Annotated in this window: 16 protein-coding genes; 10 read left to right on the top strand and 6 right to left on the bottom strand. The window is 68.2% G+C overall.

The window, feature by feature from the left end:
- Positions 1 to 7: 7 nt before the first annotated feature.
- Positions 8 to 385, top strand: coding sequence for a hypothetical protein (locus I004_RS0105415; protein ID WP_028434633.1), 378 nt, complete (start codon positions 8 to 10; stop codon positions 383 to 385).
- Between the two features lie 39 nt (positions 386 to 424).
- Here the strand turns inward: I004_RS0105415 and I004_RS0105420 are convergent, their stop codons facing one another.
- The 3 genes from I004_RS0105420 to I004_RS0105430 form a co-directional block, all read right to left on the bottom strand.
- Complete coding sequence (locus I004_RS0105420) at positions 425 to 688, bottom strand: hypothetical protein (RefSeq protein ID WP_158677005.1); 264 nt, start codon at positions 686 to 688, stop codon at positions 425 to 427.
- A gap of 164 nt (positions 689 to 852) precedes the next feature.
- Positions 853 to 2,202 carry an MFS transporter gene (locus I004_RS0105425; RefSeq protein WP_037975044.1) on the bottom strand — a complete coding sequence of 450 codons (1,350 nt, stop codon included), beginning with the start codon at positions 2,200 to 2,202 and terminating at the stop codon, positions 853 to 855.
- Positions 2,203 to 2,235: 33 nt separating this feature from the next.
- Positions 2,236 to 3,483, bottom strand: coding sequence for a glycoside hydrolase family 1 protein (locus I004_RS0105430; RefSeq protein ID WP_028434636.1), 1,248 nt, complete (start codon positions 3,481 to 3,483; stop codon positions 2,236 to 2,238).
- Between the two features lie 209 nt (positions 3,484 to 3,692).
- Between I004_RS0105430 and I004_RS32420 the strand changes: the two genes are divergently transcribed.
- From I004_RS32420 to I004_RS0105465, 7 genes are all read left to right on the top strand, one after another.
- Positions 3,693 to 4,922 carry an ROK family transcriptional regulator gene (locus tag I004_RS32420; protein WP_199779329.1) on the top strand — a complete coding sequence of 410 codons (1,230 nt, stop codon included), beginning with the start codon at positions 3,693 to 3,695 and terminating at the stop codon, positions 4,920 to 4,922.
- A gap of 569 nt (positions 4,923 to 5,491) precedes the next feature.
- A complete protein-coding gene (locus I004_RS0105440; protein WP_028434637.1) occupies positions 5,492 to 6,814 on the top strand; it encodes an extracellular solute-binding protein in 1,323 nt (440 codons plus the stop codon).
- 12 nt (positions 6,815 to 6,826) lie between these two features.
- Positions 6,827 to 7,774: a carbohydrate ABC transporter permease gene (locus I004_RS0105445; protein ID WP_028434638.1), complete on the top strand. Its 948-nt coding sequence runs from the start codon at positions 6,827 to 6,829 to the stop codon at positions 7,772 to 7,774.
- Positions 7,771 to 8,655: a carbohydrate ABC transporter permease gene (locus tag I004_RS0105450; protein WP_486579751.1), complete on the top strand. Its 885-nt coding sequence runs from the start codon at positions 7,771 to 7,773 to the stop codon at positions 8,653 to 8,655. The genes I004_RS0105445 and I004_RS0105450 overlap by 4 nt, the downstream gene beginning before the upstream one ends.
- 15 nt (positions 8,656 to 8,670) lie before the next feature.
- Positions 8,671 to 11,472: a family 78 glycoside hydrolase catalytic domain gene (locus I004_RS0105455; protein ID WP_028434640.1), complete on the top strand. Its 2,802-nt coding sequence runs from the start codon at positions 8,671 to 8,673 to the stop codon at positions 11,470 to 11,472.
- Between the two features lie 798 nt (positions 11,473 to 12,270).
- Positions 12,271 to 13,425: an AAA family ATPase gene (locus I004_RS0105460; protein WP_028434641.1), complete on the top strand. Its 1,155-nt coding sequence runs from the start codon at positions 12,271 to 12,273 to the stop codon at positions 13,423 to 13,425.
- Between the two features lie 124 nt (positions 13,426 to 13,549).
- Positions 13,550 to 14,080 (top strand): hypothetical protein, encoded by a 531-nt coding sequence (locus I004_RS0105465; RefSeq protein ID WP_028434642.1) that lies wholly within the window; start codon positions 13,550 to 13,552, stop codon positions 14,078 to 14,080.
- 239 nt (positions 14,081 to 14,319) lie between these two features.
- Here the strand turns inward: I004_RS0105465 and I004_RS0105470 are convergent, their stop codons facing one another.
- The 3 genes from I004_RS0105470 to I004_RS0105480 all read right to left on the bottom strand — a co-directional run bounded on the left by I004_RS0105470 (position 14,320) and on the right by I004_RS0105480 (position 16,451).
- Positions 14,320 to 14,964 (bottom strand): nitroreductase family protein, encoded by a 645-nt coding sequence (locus I004_RS0105470; protein ID WP_199779330.1) that lies wholly within the window; start codon positions 14,962 to 14,964, stop codon positions 14,320 to 14,322.
- Between the two features lie 108 nt (positions 14,965 to 15,072).
- Positions 15,073 to 16,044 carry an alpha/beta hydrolase fold domain-containing protein gene (locus I004_RS0105475; RefSeq protein WP_028434644.1) on the bottom strand — a complete coding sequence of 324 codons (972 nt, stop codon included), beginning with the start codon at positions 16,042 to 16,044 and terminating at the stop codon, positions 15,073 to 15,075.
- An 89-nt stretch (positions 16,045 to 16,133) separates the two neighbouring features.
- Positions 16,134 to 16,451: an antibiotic biosynthesis monooxygenase gene (locus I004_RS0105480; protein WP_028434645.1), complete on the bottom strand. Its 318-nt coding sequence runs from the start codon at positions 16,449 to 16,451 to the stop codon at positions 16,134 to 16,136.
- A gap of 188 nt (positions 16,452 to 16,639) precedes the next feature.
- Between I004_RS0105480 and I004_RS0105485 the strand changes: the two genes are divergently transcribed.
- A complete protein-coding gene (locus tag I004_RS0105485; RefSeq protein ID WP_028434646.1) occupies positions 16,640 to 17,548 on the top strand; it encodes an AraC family transcriptional regulator in 909 nt (302 codons plus the stop codon).
- Between the two features lie 184 nt (positions 17,549 to 17,732).
- A complete protein-coding gene (locus I004_RS0105490; RefSeq protein WP_486579752.1) occupies positions 17,733 to 18,551 on the top strand; it encodes an SDR family NAD(P)-dependent oxidoreductase in 819 nt (272 codons plus the stop codon).
- Positions 18,552 to 18,661: the final 110 nt, after the last annotated feature.

An 18,661-nucleotide genomic window follows, 5' to 3' on the forward strand; every position in this document is an offset into this window, starting at 1 on the left:
GAGCCCTATGTACTCCTTCCTGACCGTCGCCGCATGCCTCATCTACGCCATGGCCTTCATCGCCGCCCTGCAGCTCGGCGGACGAGACGCACCAAGACCGACCCGGGGCCACTTGACCTTGATATTCGGGGGTCTCGCCGTCAGCGGAGCGCTCCTCATGATCGCCCACAACGCCTCGTTCGGACCGCCGCAGGGGGACTCCCTCTGGGACACGATCCTGAACAGGGCACCCGACTACGTACCCATGATGATCGTGATCACGGCGTCCATCGCGTGCAGCAACGTCTTCTTCGGTGGCGCCAACCGCCGTGCTGCCGACAGGCACATCGCCGTACCGGGCAAGCCCCGCCTGCCGGGAGAAGAACGCGGTCCGGCAGGCGGCTGAGCGGGCCTCGGACACAGCACGACAGGGCGCCGGAGAGGGCTATCCCCCGCGGGTCCCGGTCCGTACAGCAGTGAGCACCCCGTCGCCGGTCTTCTGCAGCGACACGGCGAAAGAGGGGTCGTCCTCCAGGAGGCCGCGGAAGCCGGTGAGCTGTTGGCCGTGGCTCACCGCGTTGTCCACCGCGTTGTCCACCGCGATGATCCCGTGCGGCCTCAGCGCGCGCCGCAGACCCGGCCAGTACCCCTCGTCGGCACCCCGGAACAGGTCGCAGCCAGGCTCGTCGAACTGCACCAAGACATCCATTACGACCACTTCGCCCACTGGGCGCGACTACCCGGTCTGCCGCACTCCGCCGCGGTGCAATCCCTGCACCTCATCGCCTCCCGCGCTGCCCCGGAAGTGAGCCGGACCCTCTCGCCCTAGCTCCCCCCGGTGGCTCTGCGCACGAGTAGATGCGCCGAGCGGGCTCAGATGTCGGCCATCGGCTCGCGCGCCGTCTCCCGGACGACGAAGGCGCCGACGAGGGTGAACGACATCGCGGCCACGCAGTACACGACGACGATGTTCTCCGTGCCGGTGGCACTGACGAGCCAGGCCACCACCAGCGGAGCGGTCCCGCCGAAGAGGGCGTTCGCCAGTGTGTAGGACACGGACAGCGCACTCATGCGCACCGTCGTGGGGAAGAGCTCGGACAGCAGCGTGGGCACCATGCCCATGACGCCTGCGGCGAAGATCCCGAAGAGTGCCTGGGCGACAGCGACAGCGACCAGGCTTCCGCTCTGGGCGATCTTGAAGATCGGATACGTCAGGACCAGCAGGCAGAGTGCTCCGCCGATGATGAACGGCTTGCGTCCGAGCCGGTCGGACAACCGGCCCCACATCAGATTGGCCGCGGAGTAGACGAGAAGGCCGATCAGAGTGCCACCCAGAGCGACGGGGAGCGGTACTCCTCGCTCGGAGTTGAGGTAGGCCGGTATGTAGTTGTGGAAGACGTACGTGGTGACCGTGCCGCCGGTGACGATCGCGGCACCGAGCAGTATCCGCTTCCTGTGGCGGCGCATCGCCTCGGCGACGGGCATGGACGGCTTGCTGTCCATCGCGTGCCGCAGTTCGGAGACGTGCTGGTACTCGGGTGTCTCGTCCAGCTTCATCCGCAGGTAGAGGCCGATGACCCCCAGGGGCAGCGCGAGGGCGAACGGGATACGCCAGCCCCATGAGTGAAGTTGGGCATCGTCGAGCACGGCGCTGAAGAACAAGACGGTCGCGGTGGCGGCTGCGGAGCCCAGGCCGACGGTGGCCATCTGCCAGGATCCGTAGCGGCCACGCCGACCGGGTGGCGCGTATTCCACGATGAAGGTGGCCGAGCCGCCGAACTCGCCGCCCGCCGTGAAGCCTTGAAGAGCCCTGATGATCAGCAGGAGCAGCGGAGCGCCCACTCCGATCTGTTCGTAGCCGGGCAGCAGCGCGATGGCGGCCGTGCCGGCCGACATGGCGAGGACCACCGCAGCGAGGACGTTGCGACGTCCGGCGCGGTCGCCGAGGTTGCCCAGAACCAACGCGCCGACGGGACGCGCGACGAAGGCCACGCCGAAGGTGGCGAAGGTGGCGATCAGCGCAGCCTGGGGATCCGAGGAGGGGAAAAAGACGCGGGCCAGAATGGTCGCTGACGCTCCGTAGAGGACGAAGTCGTACCACTCCACGAAGTTGCCGATCGCGCCCGCGACGACGGCCCTTCGGGAAATGGCCTTATCGGGACGTCGCGTCGCGGGCGCTGCGGCGATGTCACTGCCACTGGTGGAGGGTCGGTCCTGCGCCATGGTTACTCCTTGTCCTGTGCGGCGCTCCGGTGCTCAGCCGGCGTCGCCCGCGGCATCGAGACGCCCGGTTCGCGCGATGCGCTCGAAGACGTACGCACTGGGCTTGGGCACGCGGGCAAAGTCCTCGTCCCGGTCGACCGCGACGAGGCCGAATTTCGGGCCGTAGCCCGCGGACCACTCGAAGTTGTCGAACGCCGACCAGTGGAGATAGCCGCGGATATCGACACCCTCGGCCCGTGCTTGGGCGAGGGCGGCGAGGTGCGAGGTGAGGTAGTCAATGCGCTCCGAGTCGTCCTCGGTGGCCATGCCGTTCTCGGTGACGTACAGGGGCAGGCCGGTCTCGGAGGCTCGGTGGAGCATCTGCCGGAAGCCGTCGGGATGAACTGCCCAGCCCATCTGGCTCGTCCGTGTTCCGGGCGGGGGTTCGGCGAAGAGCGTCGGACATGCCGGGTCGACCCACTGCTGGCGGTAATACTGCACCCCCAGCCAGTCACCCCGGTCGGGCCCGACGAGACCGTCGAGGTACAGGTCGACGATCTCCTCGCGCATGGCTCGGCAGAACGCCTGACAACTCTCGTCGTCCGGGCGGGCGGGTGCCAGCAACGGCAGCTGCACGACGAGACCGGTGCTGGGCTCTCCCGCACCATTGCGCACGGCCCGCACCGCTGCCCGGTGAGCGTCCAGCAGCACGCGTCCGACGCGTTTCCATAGGGCGGCATTGGTGACGCCGGGCGGATACCGGCCTTCGAGATACCCGTGCAGGGACACCATCTGCGGCTCGTTCACGGTGCAGACGAACGGCATGAGATCACCGAACTCGGCGGCGACGCGGGCGCAGTACCGCTCGAACGCTTCGACCGCGTCGGGGGCGAGCCAGCCACCCCGGTCCGCGAACCACCGCGGAACCGTGAAGTGGTGCAGCGTGACGAACCCAGTCATTCCCGTTTCCGCCAGTGCCGTGAGCACGCGCCGGTAGTGGGCCAAGGCGGCGGCACTGAACTCTCCCGGTGCCGGTTCGATCCGTGACCATTCCAGCGACAGCCGGTGCGCGTTGTGGCCCAGGGATTTCAGCAGCGCGAAGTCGTCGACGTATCGGTGGTAGTGGTCGATGGCGTCGCCGGATGACTCGAGGGCTGCGGTCGCGGGGTCGTGTTCGTAGTCCCACCAGTCGTTGTTGACGTTGCCGCCTTCGACCTGGTGGGCGGCTGTGGCGCTTCCCCACAGGAAGTCGGCGGGGAATTCGGCTCCGGATTCCGGAGCGCGATCCTCGGGGGTCGTCACACGCTCTCCTCGACTCTGCGGACGGCGCGGTAGGGGCGTGGCGGAACATATGACCCTGAGGGCCAAAAGTCCACCCTGAAGGACCAAAGAGTTTCCCCGCGGCAGTGAATCGCCCCGGCGGCCTAGAGTGGGAACGAGTCCGGAGCACGAGAAGGGGGACAGACGTGGAGGGCCAGCGGCCGACGTCCCTGACTGACAGCCTGTTCTGGGTGCTCAGCCTGCTCCGGTCGACGGACGGGATCACGCGCCCGGAGCTCGCCCGGCAGACTGGGCTGACACGGAAGGTTGTCGTCCAGCGCGTCGAGGATCTGATCGCCTGCGGTCTCGCCGAGGACGGAGCTATGGCCAGGTCCACCGGCGGACGTGCGCCCCGTGAGGTCAGGTTTCGCGCCGGCGGCGGTCACCTGCTCGTCGCGGAGGTCACCGCCACCAGCGTCACCGTGGGCCTGGCGGATCTCCGAGGCGCTGTTCTGAGCCAGTCGACCGAAGGACTCGCCCCTGAGGCAGGCCCGGAGGTCACACTCGCCTGCGTCGAGGCGCTCTTCGACGAGCTCCTTGCGCAACGCCCTGTGGACGCGCCGCCGATCTGGGGCATCGGCATCGGCGTACCGGGCCCTGTGGTGATCGCCACCGGGCGGCCCATCGGCGCGGTCTCAACCACCAGTTGGGTCAACTACCCCGTACGCGACCGCCTCGCCGCCCGCTACGACGTCCCTGTCTGGGTCGACAACGAGGTCAATCTGATGGCTCTCGGTGAAGCCCGTGCCGGTGAGGGCCGCAACCACTCCGACCTGCTCTTCCTCAAGATCGGGAGCGGCATCGGAGGGGCCGTCGTCACGAACGGGGCCCTCGCTCGCGGGTCGGGTGGATTCGCCGGGGAAATCGGGCACACCGTCATCTCGTCAGATGCCACAGAGCGATGCTGGTGCGGCCGGGCAGGTTGCCTCTCGCAGGCGGCCGGAGCCCGGGCGCTCGGCATCCAGGGCGAACAGGCAGCGGTCGCGGGCCGGAGCCCGGTCCTGGCGGCCATCAAGGCACAAGGACGCGGGATCGGCCCACACGAGGTGTTCACAGCAGCCCTCGCCGGTGACAAGACAAGTCATGAACTTCTCAGTGCGGCTGGAGAGTTGATCGGCAGGACCGTCTCAGTCGTGGTAAACATGCTCAACCCTTCTCTGCTCTTGGTCGGCGGCGGGCTGGTGAGTATGCAAGACCCCCTGATGACCGCACTCCGTGGAGCCGTCGACGATCTGTCGCTACCCGATGCCGTCCATGACCTGCAGTTCGCCGTATCGCCGCTGGGGAATGCCGCGGGTCTGATCGGCGCCGCCTACATGGTCGTTGACGACTTGCTCTCCCCCCGGCTTCTGGATCTCTGGAGCGCCCACGGTTCTCCCGCAGGACTCGCGAAGACCATTCACGGACTTCCGAGGTCGTGAAACTGACGGACATCATCGCGAGGGCTCTCGTCCATGGGGACTTGCCTGCCTGACTCATGTCGTGCTCGGGCCCGCTGAACGTCGGCAACCTCGCGCACTACCAGCTGCTCGCGGTATTCCGGCCAGCCCGACAGCTTGGCCCCGGCATGGTTGAACGGGCTGGCGGCGCATCCAGTACATCGCCAGCAACTTCGTGGTGGTCGTGTCGGCAGAGATGACCACAACGAGATTTCCAAGACTCCCCTGACCTCGGTGAGCCGGGTTCGCCTAGCAGGTGGCGGGCACCGACGTAGCCGACAAATCCGTCTTGTCGGGCGCCACGCACATCAGCCATCGGGGGCTTCGTCGCCACATGGCGACGCATGACCCACGTCACCCATTTACCTTTTCGTTACCATCTCGCGACTTGACGAGCGACCCTCCCGGCGCAAACCTTTAGTCACTTCCAGCGACTGAAACGTTTCAACACCGGCCCGTTCCGCGGCCCCATTTCTTCACGATCCAGAACCCCGGGCAACGTCGCGTCCGCACCGGACAGCGCAGCCCGCACTCTACGGAGGTTCGACGACATGAGGTTCGGAATCACGGCCCGCCGTTCACCGGCGCTCACCACGCTGATGGTGCTCTCGATCAGCCTGACCGGATGCAGTTCGGGCAGTCTCGGTTCGAGCGGCGACAAGGACAAACTGACCCTTGACTTCCTGGTGCCGACCGGCCCGGACAGCCTCCCCGTGGGCGAGCAGCTGGCACGCGACTTCTCCGCGTCGCATCCGGACATCAAGGTGGACGTGGAGGCGCGGCCCGGCGGGGGCGAGGGCGACAACGTGGTGAAGACACGGCTGGCCACCGGCGAGATGGCTGACGTCTTCCAGTACAACACCGGCTCCCTCTTCCAGGCGATCGACCCTGAGAAGAATCTCGTGCCGGTGACCGACGAGGACTGGGCCCGCAACCTCGGCGACTTGTTCGTCCCGACCGCCTCCGTCGGCGACCAGGTGTACGGCGCGCCCTTCGGCTCGAGCATGGGCGGCGGCGTGCTCTACAACCGGAAGGTCTACGCCGACCTCGATCTCAAGGTGCCCAAGACCTGGGACGAGTTCATGAAGAACAACGCCAAGATCAAGGACGCCGGCATCGCCCCGGTCATCCAGACCTATCAGGAGACCTGGACCTCGCAGCTGTTCGTTCTGGGCGACTACCACAACGTCGCCGCCGCCGAGCCCGGCTTCGCCAAGAAGTACACCGCCAACGACCTCAAGTACGCCACCTCCCCGGCCGCGCTCCGGGGCTTCAAGCGACTCCAGGAGGTCCATGACGCCGGCTACCTCAACAAGGGCTTCGCCTCTGCCACCTACGAGCAGGGTCTGCGCATGATCGGCAAGGGAGAGGGCGCGCACTACCCGATGCTGACCAACGCGATCAGCCCCGTGGTCAAAGCCGTGCCCTCGGCCAAGGAGAACATGGGCTTCTTCGCGCTCCCCGGCGAGGACGCCGCGAAGAACGGGCTGACCGCTTGGGCCCCAGCCGCGACGTACATACCGAAGTCGACCAAGGGAGAGAAGCTGAAGGCGGCCAAGGAGTTCCTCGCCTTCATGGCGAGCCCTGCCGGTTGCAAGTCCTTCGCCAAGGCGCAGCCTCCCTCGGGACCCTATTCGGTGAAGGGCTGCGAGCTGCCCGCGAACGCGCCGCAGGCAGTCAAGGACACACAGCGCTACTTCGAAGACGACGCCGTCACGCCCGCCCTGGAATTCCTCTCCCCGGTCAAGGGCCCGGCATTGGAGCAGATCTGCATCGAGGTCGGCTCGGGTATCCGTCCCGCAAAGAAGGGCGCCCAGCTCTACGACAAGGACGTGGCGAAGCAGGCCAAGCAACTCGGCCTCAAAGGCTGGTGACGGGGACTCACCATGACCACCACGCTCGAAGCCCCCGAGAAGCGGCGGGCGAGGAAGCAGCGAACACAGACATCCCGGGGTAACACCCGGGCGGGAAGCGCGGCCCTCAAGGGTGCCTACCCGTTCGGGTTCTACGTTCCCGCTGGGGTCGTCTACGCGACGCTGTTCGTAGTGCCGACCTTCGCCGCCTTCTTCTTCAGCCTCACCCGCTGGACGCTGTTCGACTACGAGTTCATCGGCCTGGACAACTTCGAGCAGTTCGTCAGCGAGGCGGCCCTGGTGAAGGGCCTGACCAACACCCTCATCTACGCCGTGGTCACCTCGGGCCTGAAGGTCGTCCTCGGCCTGCTGCTCGCCGTGCTGCTCACCAGCCAGATCATCGGGCGCGGCTTCCTTCGCTCGCTCGTCTTCTTCCCCGTGCTGGTGAGCACCATCGGCGTCGGAATCACGTTCACCGTGCTGATGCACCCCTCCGAAGGCATGATCAACAACTGCCTCAGGGCGCTCGGCGTGGACGGCCCGGCCTGGCTCACGGATCCGACCTGGGCGCTCCTGTCGGTCGCCTTCGTCGACGTCTGGAAGGGCGTCGGACTGGCGACCGTCATCTACATCGCCGGGGTCGTCTCCATCCCCCGCGAGTACTACGAGGCGGCGGAGGTGGACGGAGCGGGGCCGCTCACCCAATTCCGGCACATCACACTGCCGTTGGCGCGCCCGGCGACGGTCACCGTCATCATCCTCTCCCTCATCGGCGGCCTGCGCACCTTCGACCTGATCTGGACGATGACCGGCGGCGGCCCCGGATTCACCTCCGACGTCATCGCCTCGGTCATCTACAAGCAGTACCAGGCCGGCTTCTACGGCTTGTCCACGGCGGGCAACGTCGTGCTCTTCCTTCTGGTGTCCGCGATCGTCGTTCCGCTGTTCTGGTTCCTCAACCGGAAGGAGGCGGAGCTGTGAGCGACGACGCGAGGACGGTGAAGGCCGTACTTCCCAGCGCACGCCCACGCCAACGGGTCCGCCGCCCCAACTACACACTCAGCGTGGTGGTGACGCTCGCCTTCATCGTGGTCTTCGTCATCCCGTTCGCCTTCATCGCCGTGACCGCGTTCAAGGGCGAACAGGAAGCGGCCCAGCTCGGGTTCTCCCTGCCCACCGACTGGCAGATCGTCGAGAACTTCCAGGCCGTCCTGGAGACCGGCGACTACATCCTGATCATCGCGTTCATCAACAGCGTGATCCTCACCGTCGCCAGTGTCACCTTCATGGTTGTCCTCGGCGCGATGGTGGCGTTCGTCCTCCAGCGCCGGACCAGCCGGACGACCGGGCCGATCAGCTTCCTCGTGCTGTCCGGGCTCATCATCCCCCCGGCCGTCGTCCCCACCATCTGGGTCCTGCAGGAACTCGGCCTCTTCAAGACCCTCTTCGGCCTGATCCTCGTCGAGGTCGCCTTCCACCTTCCGTTCTGTGTCCTGCTCTTCAGGGCCTTCATCTCCACCGTCCCGCGTGACCTCGACGAGTCAGCCGTGATCGACGGCGCCGGCCCGCTACGCCTCTTCTTTCGCGTGATCTTCCCCCTGCTGCGCCCGGTCACAGTCACCGTGATCGTCGTCCAGTCGGTCAACGTCTTCAACGACTTCGTCAACCCGCTCTACTTCCTGCCCGGCGAGGAGAACGCCACCGTCCAGCAGACCCTGTTCAACTTCCAGAGCCAGTTCGAGAGCCAGTACAACCTCCTGTTCATGGACATCCTGCTGATCACGATCCCGCCGCTGATCATGTTCCTCTTCTTCAACCGGCAGATAGTCGCCGGAATGACCTCTGGCGCGATCAAGGGCTGAGGAGGCCCATCACTCATGCCTCATACCATCGTCAGCCCCGTCCGCTTCGAACACCGCGACGGCTCCCCGCTCGGGATCGGGATTGCGACCCCCCGCCTGTCATGGCAGATCACCACCGATGACCCGGACTGGCGCCAAACCTCATACGAACTCGACTGTGACGGCACGGTCGTTCGCATCGACTCTGCCGAACAGCTCCTGGTGCCCTGGCCCTTCACACCGCTGGCCTCCCGCGCCAGCGCCACCGTCCGTGTCCGGGTCGCTTCCGGGGAGCGTTGGACGGGCTGGAGCGAACCCGCGACGGCCGAGGCCGGCCTGCTCACGCCGGAGGACTGGAACGCACGGTTCATCAGCCCCGTCACCCTCGGCCGCATCGGCGACCCGGCACCGCTCCTCAGCCACACGGTGACACTGCGCTCCGGCGTAGGCATCGCCTCGGCGCGGATGTATGCCACCGCGCACGGCGTCTACGCCGCGACCCTCAACGGGACGAGGGTCAGCGACGAGGTCCTGGCGCCGGGCTGGACCAGCTACCCCAACCGCCTGCGGTACGCCACGCACGACGTCACGGAGTTGCTCCGTGAGGGAGACAACGAGCTGTCGGTGTTGCTGGGCAACGGCTGGTACCGGGGCCGGCTGGGCTGGGCCGAACCGCCTCGCGCGTTGTACGGCGACCGGCTCGCACTATTGGCGCAGTTGGAGGTGACCTACACCGACGGTTCGACGGAGACCTTCGGCACCGACGAAGAGTGGTCCGCGCGCAACAGCAACGTCCTTGCCGACGACATCTACGACGGACAGCGCACCGATCTGCGTCCCGACGCCACGGCGGCCGCCTCAGACACCGTCGAGGTCGTCGAGGCGGACCTCGGCAGGCTGGTCGCCCCCGAGGGGCCACCCGTGCGGGCCACCGAGACCGTGCCCGCCGTGAAGGTGTGGACCTCCCCCTCGGGCAGGACCCTCATCGACTTCGGCCAGAACCTCGTCGGCTGGGTCCGCCTCACCGCCCGCCCTCCCCACGACGCAGCCGAAGTCACCGTTCGCCACGCCGAAGTCCTCGACGAGCACGGCGAGCTCGGCGTACGCCCCCTACGCTCCGCTGAAGCCACTGACACCTACCTCCTCCCGCCCGCTGACTCAGCGGGCGGAAACGAAGGGGCGGACGAGGCGCTGGTGCTGGAACCGAGCCTGACCTTCCACGGCTTCCGCTACGCCGAGGTCACCGGTCTCCACGGACTCGTCCCGGCCGACGCGGAGGCCGTCGTCATCGGCACCGACCTGCGCCGCACCGGCTGGTTCTCCTGCTCCAACCCCGACGTCAATCAGTTCCACCAGAACGTCGTCTGGGGCATGCGCGGCAACTTCCTGGACGTACCCACCGACTGTCCCCAGCGCGACGAACGCCTCGGCTGGACCGGCGACATCCAGGTCTTCTCGCCGACCGCCAGTTTCCTCTTCGACACCGCCGGCTTCCTCTCCTCCTGGCTCGCCGACCTCGACGCCGAACAACACCCCGACGGCGCCGTGCCGTTCGTCATCCCCGACATCCTGCGCGACGAGAGCCCGACCGCCGCCGCCTGGGGCGACGCCGCAACCGTCGTGCCGTGGGTGCTCCACCAGCGCTACGCCGACCCCGAGGTGCTGCGCCGCCAGTTCAACTCCATGTGTGCCTGGACCGACGCCGTCGCAGCCCGAACCACCGACGGCGTCGTGGTGGGTGGCTTCCAGTTCGGCGACTGGCTCGACCCGGACGCGCCGCCCGACAACCCCTTCGCCGCCAAGGCAAACCCCGACGTCGTCGCCACCGCCTGCCTCGCCCGGTCAGCAGGAATCACCGCCGAGGCCGCCCGCGTCATCGGCCGCGACGCCGACGGCGAACGCTACGCCGCGCTCGCCAGCCGTATCCGCGACGCCTTCAACCGCCACTACGTCACCAGTGCGGGCCGGGTGCTCTCCGACTCCCCCACCGTCTACGCGCTGGCCATCGACTGGGACCTGCTGCCCACCGCCGCACAACGCGAGGGCGCTGCCGAGCGGCTCGCGGATCTGGTGCGCACCAGCGGGTTCCGCATAGCCACCGGTTTCGTCGGCACCCCTCTCATCACTGACGCCCTCACCTCAACGGGCCACCCCGACCTCGCCTTCCGCCTCCTACTGGAACGCGGCTGCCCTTCGTGGCTCTACCCGGTCACCATGGGCGCGACCACCGTCTGGGAACGCTGGGACTCCATGCTTCCCGACGGCACGATCAACCCGGGCCAGATGACCTCCTTCAACCACTACGCCCTGGGCGCCGTCGCCGACTGGCTCCACCGCACCCTCGCCGGCCTCGCACCCTCCGCCCCCGGATACCGACACATGACCATCCGCCCCGTCCCCTACCCGGCGTTCACCCACGCCGAGGCGCGGCACCTCACCCCGTACGGTGAGGCGAGTGCAGCCTGGCGCCGCGAAGGTGACCAACTCACCGTCGAGGCCGTCCTTCCACCCGGCACCACAGCGACCGTCCACCTCCCGGGCGCCGACCCCACCCAGGACCCCGTCGAGGTGCGGCACGGCCGCCACTCCTGGACCGTGACCGCCCCCACCGCACCAGAGGTGGAGATCGTCACCGTCCGCGACCTCATCGACACCCCGGAGCTGTGGAACGAGGTCGTCACCCTGTTCATCGACCACGGACTCGGCCAGGATTCCTCGGACATCGCCCGGCGCACCGCCCGCTACTTGAGCGTTGCCCCGCTGGATCTGCCGTTCCGCCTGGCGGGCAAGAGCGGGGACTGGGAGGCAGCCCGCCGCGCGCTGGCGGATCTACTCTGACCCCAAAGGCCGACCGCGAGTGAGCCAGCCCGATATAACGTTTCAACCCCCACCACCACCGTGGGTAGGTAGGGTTGCCGCCTGAAGCGGCCAAGAGCTGGCAGCTTCCGTGCCGGCGGGGACTTCGCGAACTCTGCCCCCATCGTCGAGGATCTCCTGCTGACTGCGGGTGTCGCCGGAGAGGTGAGCCGCGTGCTCGAACGTCGGAGCAACGGGCGCAACGTCGTGTCGGACGAGTGCCGCGGCCCCCTTGCCAGTTGAGTTGAGGGTCTCCACTGTTCATCCTTACTGAGCCGGCGAGGATCCGGTGGAGTTGTCTCGCTCATCCGCTGTCACAGGGTCAGAAGAGTCAGTCACCGGCTCCTGTCCCAACGTCAGACTCGCCGCGTGAGCCCGCTTCGTGCAGGTCGCCAAGGATCACGGCCATGGTGTCCCCCGCGGCGGCTGCGGGTATTTTCCGAACCGCCCGCCAGGTTTCCTCCGGCATGCATTGGCGTCGGCCTCAGCACGGCGCAGTGCCGCAAGCCGTTCAGCGAGAGAACCCGCTCCCCTGGGCTCGGCCCCGGGTTGGAGCGGGCTCGACCGCTGTACCGCTGCTGATCCGCGACGTCTTCTGCACCGTTCGTCTTGGTCGAGACCTTCCTGCTCGACGGCCGCGCCCGAGGGTCGCGGCCGTCGGCTCTCCACAGCCACACTCCGCCGTAGGAGGGGGTGACGAGCCGCCGCGTGACAGGGGGTGTCAGACCGTCCCCTCACACTGAGGTCATTGAGGAACCGAAGCGCACGGAGAGCCCCCACATGATCACCACTCTCGCCGTCGAGAACTACCGCTCGCTGAGCCGCCTGATAGTGCCGTTGGACCGGCTGAACGTGGTCACGGGCGCGAACGGCACCGGAAAGTCCAGCCTGTACCGCGCGCTGCGGCTGCTCGCCGACGCCTCACGGGGAGGGGCGGTCGCGGCGCTGGCACGCGAGGGCGGGCTGCGATCCACGCTGTGGGCAGGCTCGGAGAATCCGGCGCAGGGCGCGGGCAGGAGCGGGCCCGTGGGGCTGCGACTCGGCTTCGCCGGCGACGAGTTCGGCTACGCGGTCGACTTCGGGCACCCGATTCCCGCCGATTCGCTCTTCGACCTCGATCCGGAGATCAAGGTCGAATGCACCTGGGTGGGGCCCGTGTTGCGTCCGGCCGCGGTGCTCTCGGAGCGCAAGGGTCCCGCCGTGCGGACGCGAACCGCGGACGGCGACTGGCATCGCTCGGCGGGCGAACTGCGCCCGTACGACAGCATGCTGAGCGAATTCGCCGACCCGCAGCTCGCCCCCGACCTGCTGCGGCTGCGTGAACACATCAGGTCCTGGCGCTTCTACGACCACGTGCGCACCGACGCGCGGGCGCCGGCACGTTCCGCGCAGATCGGCACGCGCACACCCGTGCTCGGTCACGACGGCGCGGACCTGCCCGCCGCCCTGCGGACAATCCACGAGACCGGCGACCGCAAGAGGCTGGAGGAAGCCGTGGACGCGGCCTTCCCGGGCAGTCGGCTGACCGTCGCGAGCCAGGCAGGACGGTTCGAGCTGGAGCTGCACCAGCCGGGGATGCTGCGCCCCCTCACCGCCGCAGAGCTCTCGGACGGCACCCTGCGCTATCTGCTGTGGACGGCCGCGCTCCTCACGCCACGGCCTCCCGCGCTCCTGGTCCTCAACGAACCGGAAGCCAGCCTCCACCCCGAACTGCTGCAGCCGCTCGCGGAGTTGATCGTCACTGCCGCCCAGGACACGCAGATCGTGGTGGTCACCCACGCCTCGGAGCTGGCCACGCATCTGGAGCGCGGCTCGGTGCGTCACCGGCTCGAGATCAACTCGATAGAGCTGGTCAAGGACGAGTACGGGCAGACGGAGGTGGCCGGACGCGAAGGGCTCCTGGACCAGCCCGCCTGGCACTGGCCCAAGCGCTGAGGTGCACGTCCGACTGCGGCGCACCCGTCAGGGCGCGCTCACGTACGGACCAATAGGCATATTGTTCGCTTATCGGCATATACCGTTCACTCCCTGTAACCGACTCAGCGGAGGGAAGCGATATATGAAGACGAAGACGATCGGCATCGGCGTCGCGGTGCTGGCGGCACTGACCTTGGCTGGTGGGAGCACGTCGGTCGCCCAGACCAACGACGGCTTCGGCGGCGACGACGGGCGCAAGGCCGGCCATCACAAGGCCGGCCACGACATCATCGTGAAGGGGAACCACAACCAGATCGTGCTGGGAGACGACAACACCGTCGCCCGGGGAGACATCGACAAGTCCACCGAGACCGAGGCGGGCGAAGGCGAGGACACCGAGACGCCTGCCGAGCCGTACGCCACCGTGAACAACCGCATCGTCACCTTCCTCTCGGAGCGAGAGAGGCCGACGACGGCGTCTCCGGAGGTCGCACGGTTCAGTCGCGGCACGAAGATCCCGCTCCACTGCTTCGTGCCCGATGGCCAGCCCGTCGAGGGCGACAGGACCTGGTACGAGGTGCGGCCCGGTTCCGGATTCCTGTTCGGATACGTCAGCGCCCCGTTCGTCAACATCACGGGGCACGTGCCGCGTTGCCCCGAACCGACTGACTGATCCGCCCTCGCCGCGGTGCGTCGCAGGACGGGGCATGAACATCGCGCCGGCTGACCTCCCGTGCCGGACACCGCGGGCTCCCGGTCGGCTCCCTGACACGCTTCGCTCCGGCCGACCGGAGGACCGGGTGCTGCCACCTCCATCCGCGCCCGTTGCCGTAACGACGAGAGGCCCCACCCGGGCCGAGTGACATCGCCTCACACTCGGAGACCGGGCGGGGCCCTCTCGCGCGCAGCCTCCTACCAGCCGTTCTCGTGCAGCACCTCCGACAGTGGCGCGCGAGGTGCCGGCTTGAAGGTGTCACCGGTGTAGTGGGCGGTGGGGATGAGAGCGGCCTGGCGGACGTTCGCGGGGAGGTTCAGGACGCGGGCCACTTCGTCCTCGTAGCGAAGGTGCAGGGTGGTCCATGCCGTGCCGAGGCCGCGGGAGCGGGCCGCGAGCATGTAGCTCCAGGCCGCCGGGAGGACCGACCCCCACAGGCCGGCCTGATTGCCCTCGGGCAGTTCCTCGGAGGGGAGTTGGAGGCAGGGGATCACGAGTACGGGGACGTCGCCCATGCGGTCGGCCAGGTGCGCCACGCTGTCGTTCACGCGGGACTGCACCCGTGAGCGTTCCGGGTCGTCCGCATACAGGCGGCCCGCCGCGTTCGGCGAGTCGAGATAGGCGCGGCAGGACTTCTGGTACAGGGCGCCGACCTCCCGGCGGACCTCCGGATCAGTGAGGACCAGCCAGTGCCAGCGCTGAGCGTTGGAGCCGCTGGGCGCCTGCAGGGCCGTCTCGATGCACTCGTGCACGAGTGCCGGGTCCACCGGTCTCGTCAGGTCGAGCCGCTTGCGCACGCTCCGGGTTGTGGTCAGCAGCTCATGGGCGGACAGTTCGGGCACGGTGGCTCCTCGAGTGCGGGACATGTGGCGAGGTATCGGCTAACGCACGTTAACCGCACAGGTGTTGGAGGGTCCAGTGACCCCTGCGCCGCCGACCGCGAGGAGCACCTATGCGTCGGCGGCGGGATTGAGGACCCGGCCGAGCCAGTCGTTGCGCGTGCGGCGGGCCGCGGCGGAGACCCCCACCTGCGGGAACAGCGCGTCGAAGCCGTGGAACCCTCCGGCCCACACGTGCAGTTCGGCCTGCCCGCCGGCGGCCCAGATCCTGGTGGCGTACTCGACGTCCTCGTCCCGGTAGACCTCGGCGGAGCCGGCGTCGATGTAGGCGGTCGGCAGGCCGGAGAGGTCCTCGGCGAGCGCTGGTGAGACGTAGCGCGGCACGTCCGCGTCCCGGGCGTCGCCGCCGAGGAGCGACCGCCATGCGAACTCGTTCTTCTCCCGGGTCCAGATGGCGGGTGTGCCCGAGTACTGGCGGCTGGAGACGGTGTTGTTGCGGTGGTCGAGCATGGGGCCGATGAGGACCTGGGCCGCGATGGCGGGGGTGCCGCGGTCGCGTGCCGTCAGCGCGACTCCGGCAGCGAGGCCGCCGCCCGCGCTGGCACCCGCGACGACGAGGCGGGCAGGGTCGATGCCCAGCTCGTCGGCGTGCTCCGCGACCCAGAGCAGACCGTGGTAGCAGTCCTCGAGCGGCGCCGATCCGGTGGCTTCCGGCGCCCGCCGGTATTCGGCGGAGACCACGACGGCGCCGAACCGGTCGAGCCACTCCAGCGGGATGTCGATCTGCCAGGAACGGTCACCCATGACCATCCCGCCGCCGTGCAGCCAGTAGACGCACGGCAGCATCGAGGACCGATCGGTTCCCGCGGGGCTGAAGACCGACAGCGGGATCTGCGTCCCGTCCGGCGAGGGAGCGGTGACCTCGCGCCGGTCGACCTCGCGGCCCTGGAGCAGTTCCTCGACGGGTGTTGACGGTTGGCTGCGCAGCTCTTCCAGGATCTGCGGGTCGAGCCGGGAGGTGAACGGCATTCCGGCGAGTTGCGCACTCAGTTCCGGGTCGATGTCGGGGCGCGCCTGCGTCATGGCAGGTCCTTTCGGAGGGCGTCGGTGGTCGGGAAGGTCGTTGCCGGACGGCAGCAGTTGCAGCGGGGCGGCGGCACCCGGAGGAGGTGTCAAAAGGCGGCCTTGCCTCCGACCGGCACGTGGTCTGCGTACTCGGCTTCCCCGGCCAGCAACCCCTCGATCCGCGACATGAGGGCCTGCGCGGCCTCACCGGCGAAGATCCGGTGATGGTCCTCCTCGCTGGTCCACCCCTCCGCGAGGTGCACGACGTCGGGGCTCGACGCCGAACGACAGACGAGGTAGACGAGGCAGTACTCGCTCGCGGCGGGACTGCCCTCGTCCAGACCGGACAGCAGCACGTCGGCCAGCCGGCCGCCCATGCCGGGCCTGGCGATCAGAGTGGCGTTGAATCCGTAGTCGGCGGTCACGGCGTATCTCCTGTCGGACGGATTGCACTGAAGATGCCGAACCTGGAGCACTGCGATGTCCTGCAGGAATCCGGCAACTCCATGAAACCTCCGTGACCTGTGGAGACAGTAGAGCGATCATCTCAGGCCCTTGCACGATCCTCCCCCGTACGGGAGCCGGCTCCGGGCTGGTGTGGTGCAATCGGGGTATGCACCTCGAGGAGTTCCGCTCGCTGCTGGCACGGCACGCGCGGCCCGACTGGACCACCGCGGTCGATGGCGTCTTCGTCTCGAAGGTCGAGCGGCCGAACCCGCCGTCGCCGTCCATGACCGGCACGATCCTGGCCGTCATCGCCCAAGGCACCAAGAGCATCGCGCTGGGCGACAAGGTGTACGAGTACGGCGCCGGCCAGTACCTCGTCGCGTCGGTCGACCTGCCCATCACCGGCCACTTCACCGAGGCGAGCCCGGAGCGCCCGGCCCTGGGCTTCGGACTGACGCTGGAGCCCTCCGCCGTTGCCGAGGTGCTGCTGCAGGCCGGGGCCGGGGACATTCCGCGCGCCGGGGGCGGCGCGCTGCCCGGCATCGCCGTCAGCGACGCCCCGGTCCCCTTGCTGGATGCGGTGATCCGGATGCTGCGCCTTCTCGATGAGCCGCGCCGTGACCGGGCAGTGCTCGCTCCCCTCATCAAGCGCGAGATCCTGTGGCGGCTGATCAGCGGCGAACAGGGCGACATCGTGCGCCAGCTCGGCCTCGCCGACAGCAGCCTCAGCCACGTAGCGCGGGCGGTGAGGTGGATCCGCGAGCACTACGCGGAGGCATTCCGGGTCGAGGACGTGGCACGGCTGTCCGGCATGAGCGTCTCCGCCTTCTACCGCAACTTCCAGGCGGTGACCGCGATGAGCCCCATCCAGTTCCAGAAGCAGATCCGCCTGCAGGAAGCCCGGCTGCTGCTGGCGACCCACCCTCACGACGTCACGGGCGTCGGCCACCGCGTCGGTTACGACAGCGCTTCGCAGTTCAGCAGGGAGTACCGCCGCCAGTTCGGCGCACCGCCCAGCCAGGATGCCGATCGCCTGCGCCTCCCCACCGGGACAGCGGCTGCCGGACTGCCCTGACGCATCACGGTTCGGTGCCCGCGCCCCGGCAAGTCACCGAATTCGTCGGGTGGGGCCCTGCGCGCCAGGAGCGACCAGCGTTCCGCGCGCCTCCCCCCGTTGGCAGCCGAGATGTTCGCTGGGGCAGGATCGTGCAAGTACCAGATACGATCATTCTTCTGATTCAGCAGTTCAGAGTGCTTCGATGGGAAACAGAGATTCCCGCGTGGAGATCGAGTACTCCACTGATGTGCAGGAGGACGTCATGAAGGTCGCCATCGTCACCGGCGGAAGCTCGGGCATCGGACGGAGCGCGGCGATGCAGATCGCCGCGCGGGGGGACGGAGTGATCCTCACCTACAGCGCCAACCGGCAAGGGGGCCTGGACACGGTTGCGGCGATCGAGAAGGAAGGCGGCACTGCGGTGGCGCTGCCGCTCGACGTCAGCGACACGAGCAGCTTTCCCGCATTCCACGACGCCGTGGTCGCCGCGCTGCGCGACACCTGGCAGCGCGACACCTTCGAATACCTCGTCAACAACGCCGGCTTCGGGCAGATGGCGATGTTCGAGGACACCACCGAGGAACTCTTCGACAAGTTCATGCGGGTCCTGCTCAAGGGGCCGTACTCCCTGACGCAGAAGCTGCTGCCGCTGATGGCCGACGGCGGAGCGATCGTGAACACGACCAGCAATTCCGCGCTCGTGTCCGGCCTGGAGCCCGGATACTCGGCCTACGGAACGATGAAGGGCGGCCTCGTCGTGCTGACCCGCTACATGGCCAAGGAGTTCAGCACGCGGGGCATCCGCGTCAACGGCGTCGCTCCCGGCTCGACCCGTACCCGCATCGCGGACGACGCGTTCGAGCGGTTCCCCGAAGTGATCCCGGCCCTCGCGGAGAAGACCGCGCTCGGCCGTGTCGGCGAACCCGACGACATCGGCAAGGTGATCGCCACCCTGCTCTCCGAGGAGAGCGGCTGGGTCACCGCACAGAACATCGAGGTCTCGGGCGGCTACAACCTCTGAGGCACCGGGCGGCGACGACACCGGGCCACACCTGCTGCTCCGCCTCGTGACTGCCCTGCCAGGGGCGGCAGTTGACGCCGGCCCCGAGGTGGATCTCCGGGGGCTGCGCC

The sequence above is a fragment of the Streptomyces sp. TAA486 genome (assembly GCF_000426165.1).